This window comes from Shewanella sp., assembly GCF_048265805.1.
Classification (GTDB): Bacteria; Pseudomonadota; Gammaproteobacteria; order Enterobacterales; family Shewanellaceae; genus Shewanella.
Genome location: NZ_JBLXAT010000014.1, coordinates 104,821 through 111,539 on the forward strand (window position 1 = coordinate 104,821; position 6,719 = coordinate 111,539).

Here is a 6,719-nt window from a genome sequence, read left to right on the forward strand (position 1 = left end):
TATTGTGAAAGTTAATAACCTTTTTGATAAAGAGATTCAGTCTGTGCCTATGGGGGGCGAACAGGCGTTCAGGTTCTCCGGTTTATACCGGAGAACCCATTTTTTGTCGAATTATCATCAAGATTTGTTTCATGCACGCAAGTGCTGGGGTTTTTCCTGTCAGTTAGGTGAGGGCCTGCACTGGAACTCGTTTGATAACTGTCTCTACTGGGTGGATATCCGTCGCAATCGGATTCACCAATTCAATCCTGAAAGCCAACTGCATTTGTATCGCACGTTTACCGAATCGGTTTGTTGGGTCGTGCATAACCAACTGGGTGAAATGGTTGCTGGTTTTGCTAGTGGTATCTACCGCGTTGATTTTGCTCGTGGTGAACGCACGGTAATAGTTCAGCCGCCAGAGCCTAGTTCTAACCGTCTGAATGATGCCTCTATTGATCCATCTGGTTGCTTGTGGTTTGGCACTATGGACGATAGTGAACAACTGCCGACAGGTAAGCTGTACCGCATGGCTAACATGTCTGAACGGCCACAAGTGGTTGATGATGGCTATGTGGTCAGTAACGGGCCTGTGATCACGCCAGACAGCCGTGTGATGTATCACAATTCCACACTAGAACGTACTATTTATCGGTTTATTCTCGATTCTCGTGGTATGCCCGTTACCAAAGAACCGTTTGCTAAGTTTGAAGATGATATGGGCTGCCCTGATGGCATGATCATGGACGCCGAAGGCGGCCTGTGGGTTGCGCAATGGGGCGGGCATGGCATTGTGCGTTATAGCGAAGATGGCCGCATTGACGTGCGGATTGAGCTACCGGTACCACAAGTCACTAATGTGTGTTTCGGTGGCAAAAATCTTGATCGTTTGTTTGTGACTACTGCGTATCAAGGGTTATCTCTGCAGCAGCGTTTGAAATATCCTCAAGCTGGTTGTCTGTTTGAACTCAATGTTGGTGTTAGGGGCCTAGCTGCTACACCATTTAATTGTTAGGTGTTGTTGATATTTCATGTTTGGTGTTCTCCCAAATTAGCGGCGTCAAACATGAGGCGCTGCTAAAGACGCATGGTCAACTAAGCAAGCTAGAGGCAATAAAGTTCAGTGACGTTGAGATGAGTCCTTCAGGCAGTAGCATGCAATTGATTTAGCGTTAGCTGCTGTTACGGCGAATGACGACAACCAATCTTGTCTCGACCGGCACTTCCAGTTGTCTATGTGATCAATAAAGGTCAGCAGTCGCGAATATTCTAATTAGTTGATCTATTCATTCGTTATAAACCGCTTTAAGTGTCAATTTTTTGCCGTTATTCTGGCAAGGTTGTTTTTTAAAGCGGAATAGAGCGATGCGTCTAGTGCAAATTATTAATGCTCAGCCTACCCAAGATGGTGATGGCGTTAATATCCAGCGAGTGGCTGATTTTCAGCGTCTTACCTTAGATCCTTACCTGATGCTTGATGAGATCCGTTCTGACGATGAACAGGATTATGTCGGCGGTTTTCCGCCACACCCACATCGGGGCATGGAAACCTTCACCTACATTCGTAAAGGTGGTTTTGAACACCGTGATCAGATGGGCCATGTGAAAGCGGTCCGTGCAGGCAGAGTACAGTGGATGAGTACTGGGCGTGGTGTAGTGCACTCAGAAATGCCACTGGCTGATGCGACTGATGGGCTGCATGGTTTCCAAATTTGGATCAATATGCCTGCGAAAGACAAAATGCGTCCGCCGCAGTATCGCGATAGTGGCGAGCTGAACCATGCCATTATTACTGGCGAAGGCAGTTTGCTCTATCTACTGGCTGGTGAATGGCAGTTCGCTGGACAGGAGGCTGTCGGGCCATTAACTGATCTGGCAGCGAATAGCGCATTGGCCGATCTGATGTTAGGCGTGAACGCGGATGCACAGCTTGAACTGTCCCAATACAGTTTTGTGGCACTGTATCTATACGATGGCTCACTCAAGCTCGACCATGGCCAAGTGGCTCATGCAGGGCAGATGTTGGTGGTTGATCCACAAACAGCCATTCAGCTTCGTAGTCAGGCTGAAGGAGCTGGTATGTTAGTGCTAGCCGGTAATCGTATCGGTGAGCAAGTAGTGCAGATGGGGCCGTTTGTGATGAATACTCAGGCGGAGATTATGCAAGCGATTAAGGATTACCAAAGCGGTAAATTCGGTGACATCGTTTAATGGCCCGTTGGGCGACGCTTTCGAGTCATGCCACCGAATTTCTAGCGTCAATCATTAGCCGCGTAAGATATGCAAAGGGAGTTGCATTACCGGGTTATCACTGCTGGAGGCCAGTACTGCGATAATGCCTGCCAATATAGCAATCGTTAGCAGATACCACACCGCTGAAACGATTTGTCCGTAGCGGTCCATAGGTAACAGATCACTCTGATGGCGATAGCGCCACTCCATAATAATCTCTAAGCTGCCCACAGCGAGTAGAATCCCCAATAGCGTCAGCCCCAGGGCGTAACTGATATACACACCCAATGCAGCTCCCGCAATGCAGACGATTAACCCAGTTAGGTGGTTTTGTGAGTAGCCAATACTCTTGATGATATGGCCGCCATCCAGCGGCAATATTGGCAATAGGTTGAAGATATTCAGCAAGGCATTGAACACCGCTAAGCCGGCGAGTAGTTCCATGCCAGTGATTTCATAAGCGATAAACGCGATCACCGACAGCAACATGCCGTAGGTTGGCCCCATGATGGAAATCACCACATTCTGCCAACGGGTGTTGAGCTTACTATCTGATATCGCTAAACCGCCGAGGAACGGAATTAAATAAATCCCTTTGGTTTGTAGGCCAAAGCGCTTCATGGCGCGGATATGGCCATACTCGTGGATCACTAAACAGAGGATCAATGCTATGGCGAATTCAAAGGAAAACAGCCAACTGTAGGCCGCCATGCTGGCACCAGCCAATACGACTTTGATGACTTTGGCGCTTTTAAACAGCTTAAACGCTAACGCCAGTAAGCCCAGCGGTTTGACCTGCTTGTTTGCCACCGCAGGTTTAGTGGGTGTTTGCCGCTCAATATCTTTGGTTAGTCGTTGGCCGCTGGCGATGATCTCATCTTCCACCACCAAACGGTAATCCAACACAAACGGCTGCCAGCGCAAGTAGGTCTCTAATCTAACCTCAATATCGGTTTGGTGGCTCCCATCATGCAGGCGAAACACGTGTACTTTTAGGCCATCAGCGGAGCCTTGTTTTTGTGAGACGATCTGTCCATCCCAGTGCAGTTGTTGCCAACCAGCAGGAGAGCCTTCGAGTTTGAGAGGTTTACCGAGACAATCGATATTTAGCAGTTCCACAAAAAAATCCTAGCATTTACATCAATGCGGCGATTATGCCTGTTCGGCACAGGCGGTAGAAGCCTAATCAATGGATTTTAATGTGTTTATTAGCGTGGTGAAATCAGGGAATGTCAGCTTTTCTAAACAGCACACATTACATAATGCTGCATGGCGGCGAAAATGCTCGGTAAGTTCTACTAAGGTGCAGCGTGCTGGTTGGTGCAGCCAAGCATTGTCTTGCCAGCACCATTGCTGTAATTGGCTGTCGATAAGGCGATCTGCAACATTCACTAAACGATATTGTTCTCCGGCTAAGGCGATTAAGTCGTGCAGATCTTCTACCACCACTAATTCATCAGCCTGCGCTGCTAACCAGAGCGCAGGCCAACAAACGTCAGTTAACTCATTTTTTGGCGCTGTAGTCAAAGTTCAATTCACCATGTTGATGATAGACATGACAGGGGCCATGTTCCCGTTGTGTGCGTTGAATAGCGGAGCCGATATGTATTTCCACATTGGAGTAGATATGCTTCTTTGCTTCAATGAAGTAATTGGTGTAGTAATCTTCCGTTTCTTTGCTGAGCAGGTCTTTTTCTGTTTCTTCGCGCGCTAGTTCAGCCTCGACGCGATGCTTCTGTGCTAGCATCATTTTGACTTGGTCGACCATTGTGGGATCATTCTGCCACTCCTCTTTCGGCGGCAGGCGGCGCAAACGAGCTTCTAAATCGAGTTTGGCTACAAATAAGCTGCGGCCACCATCTTCGAGTTCTTTAAGGTGTTGTTTTAACGTTTCCAAATTCATGGCACACAACACTTCGGTTTTGGTGTCGGCGGTAGCACCAATGGTGACCGCTTCAATGCCTTTCTCGGCATAGGCGCGGCCACCGATAAGATCACCGCGACGACCAGTGGCATCACTGACAATTAACTTACTTTCGCTAGTGCTGTGGCTATGGAGCAACTGCTTAGTGACCAGAATGTTCTTTTGGCAGGTTAACTCCGAATACTGTACAAATTGGGCGGAGATCTGCCCTTTGGCGTGCAATTTGGTCGAGAACTCATCGCCAGCAAGCTGACGGCCAAGCACACCTTTGCTGACGGTGATATCACCTTCGGCTTCTAATAACGCCGATTCGACGAAGCCCATCACCGTGATATCTCCAGAACTGCGCACCTGCATGCCTTCACACACATCGCCCGTAATCAGCACGCTGCCTTTGAAATCGACATTGCCGTAGCCCACGTTGACTTCTTTAATCTGCAATACGTCGTCAACTTGCATGCCGTTATTGGCTTCAACCGGTTGACCCGCCACGCTGGCAACTAAAATATTGGGATCGTCAGGATCTAAATGGGTACCTTCACCCGCCACTAAAGGTAAGTCTTTACCTATTTTGGGCTCGATGTTTTCTCCCATAACGTTGTAGCCGCGGGTACCGTTGGTTGCGGGGATTTTTTGCATCAGCACATCGTTGACGCTGACCATCACCACAGACCCTAAATTACGCATATCTACGGTGCCATCTTCGCGCTCTTGCGGATGAAGTAAGCGTTCGCGGGCGAGGGGAACTTTACGCTCCAGTTGCGCATGGGTGCCGTTGATAGCGGGTTTGCCAATGGCGATTACACCACTGACACTTTCACCGGCTTTGAGTTGGGGCAGTTTGTGCAGCATGGATTCTATTTTGGCGCGCGAGAGCCCCATGCTAATGCCTTTTTCTTTCAGGCTGCGCAAGATATCTGGCAAATCGGGTTGCTTTCCACCCCAAGGGGCGACCAATGTCATACTGGCTTGCATCTTGTCATTGCTGGTTTCCAGTAAAATTTGGCCGTCGCGCCGTTCGGCAATTTTAAAGGTGACAGGGGTTTTTCCTTCACCATCACTGGCGAGTGCATTAATGTCTTTAACTGCTTTTTTTATATTAAAATCAATAGGAAATAGCTTATTGAACTCGGGAAGTGTCAATAAATGTCGCACGGCCTCTTCAGAAACTGGGCCGTCGGTATTAGGGATCAGCTTCAGCTCAGCAAATAGACCGTCGCCGCTAAAATTGAGCAGATCGGGTGTCAGCATGTTGTTATCCAATATAGATTTTTTATCGCCGGTACCTACTTTAACCCCACGAGTATATCAATAGTTGAATATCAGCAGCACTCTTTTGTTAACAAACGTATAATGAATGTCTCAAAATTGATAACTTTAACACCTTACCTATTGTTTATTTTATATTTTTATAGATTTTATAGCGATTATTCTCCGCCACGACATTTACATTTCCAAAGCTGGCAGCAATACCATCAGCGTAGGGAAGATGACGATTAGCAACAATCTGCCATAGTCCGCCGCGCCGCAGCTGTTGCTGGCTATCTTTGACGAATTGGGTGGCGATATCTGTCGTGCTCATTAAGCCATCATGAAACGGTGGATTAGAGATAATGGCATCAAATCCAGCCGTGCATCGGCTGAGGCCGTCAGAGGCATATATCTTGGCTTGCATACCGTTGGCTGCCAGCGTTTTTTCGCAAGACAGCAACGCCATGGCATTGATATCAACGCACTCCATCTCAAGCGCTGGAAAACGTGCTAGCAGTGCTGCTGTAATGACCCCCGCGCCGCAACCAAAATCCAGCGCGCGACCAGTTAATGTGGGCAAATGCTCAAGCAATAATGCGGTACCTTGATCGAGCTGCTTTTCGCTAAAGGTGCCTACCATGTTGCAGATGGTCAGCCGCTGGTTATCGATCTTAAGCGTATATTGGCTGACAAAACGGTCGATATCGATGGCTGTGGGATGGCTTAATACTGTGCTGGCAAACAGCAAGCAGTGGCGCGCATTATCCAGCTTAATCGGTGGACTAAACTCGGTTGATTTTAGTTTGTTGAATGACCGAATACCGCCTTTGTTGTCGCCGATGACAATCAGCTCACCATCAGTTTTCAAGTAATAGGCGGCCAAATGCAGCAGGTAATCTAACAGTGGCTTAGCTTTAGGAAAGTAGATCACTACGGTATCAAAAGCTTGTGCGCTCGTTGCCGCCAGTTTATGACCAAACTCGGCATATAACTTGGCTTTGTTGCTCGGTTGCAGCTGAAAATGTGGGTAATCAAGCGCTAGCGTCGTCACGCTGTCACAGACAGCAAGTAGCTGCTCGGGGCAGCGGTCGGCTTCATGGTTGAGTAGTAGCACCTGTTTATCAGCCAATAGTGATTGATTACGAATAAGTATTTCAGACGGCGCAGTGAGCACGATAGTCGATTCCTGAGGTGAAATTGGCGGGCATTATAAGCTAGCTTGCGGTAGAAATGAAAAAGGGCTCAAAAGAGCCCTTTCAGACTGCTGACAAAGTCCTGGACGTCAATCTAGGACTTTGATCTAATGAAGTGAGTTGATTTGAAGGCTCACGCT

Annotated in this window: 6 protein-coding genes; 2 read left to right on the forward strand and 4 right to left on the reverse strand. The window is 48.0% G+C overall.

The features are described from left to right. Window positions 1-103 precede the first annotated feature (103 nt). Together ACN0TT_RS11565 and ACN0TT_RS11570 are read left to right on the forward strand one after the other, a co-directional pair. On the forward strand, window positions 104-994 hold the full coding sequence (locus ACN0TT_RS11565; RefSeq protein WP_417762308.1) for an SMP-30/gluconolactonase/LRE family protein: 891 nt from the start codon (window positions 104-106) through the stop codon (window positions 992-994). Between the two features lie 350 nt (window positions 995-1,344). Beyond that, on the forward strand, window positions 1,345-2,190 hold the full coding sequence (locus tag ACN0TT_RS11570; protein WP_417762309.1) for a pirin family protein: 846 nt from the start codon (window positions 1,345-1,347) through the stop codon (window positions 2,188-2,190). A 54-nt stretch (window positions 2,191-2,244) separates the two neighbouring features. Here the strand turns inward: ACN0TT_RS11570 and ACN0TT_RS11575 are convergent, their stop codons facing one another. The 4 genes from ACN0TT_RS11575 to ACN0TT_RS11590 all read right to left on the reverse strand — a co-directional run bounded on the left by ACN0TT_RS11575 (window position 2,245) and on the right by ACN0TT_RS11590 (window position 6,560). Further along, a complete protein-coding gene (locus ACN0TT_RS11575; RefSeq protein WP_417762310.1) occupies window positions 2,245-3,330 on the reverse strand; it encodes a metalloprotease in 1,086 nt (361 codons plus the stop codon). A 63-nt stretch (window positions 3,331-3,393) separates the two neighbouring features. Next, on the reverse strand, window positions 3,394-3,738 hold the full coding sequence (locus ACN0TT_RS11580; protein WP_417762311.1) for a DUF4144 family protein: 345 nt from the start codon (window positions 3,736-3,738) through the stop codon (window positions 3,394-3,396). Next, window positions 3,716-5,386: a FapA family protein gene (locus ACN0TT_RS11585; protein WP_417762312.1), complete on the reverse strand. Its 1,671-nt coding sequence runs from the start codon at window positions 5,384-5,386 to the stop codon at window positions 3,716-3,718. The genes ACN0TT_RS11580 and ACN0TT_RS11585 overlap by 23 nt, the downstream gene beginning before the upstream one ends. A 145-nt stretch (window positions 5,387-5,531) precedes the next feature. Further along, window positions 5,532-6,560: a methyltransferase gene (locus tag ACN0TT_RS11590; RefSeq protein WP_417762313.1), complete on the reverse strand. Its 1,029-nt coding sequence runs from the start codon at window positions 6,558-6,560 to the stop codon at window positions 5,532-5,534. Window positions 6,561-6,719: the final 159 nt, after the last annotated feature.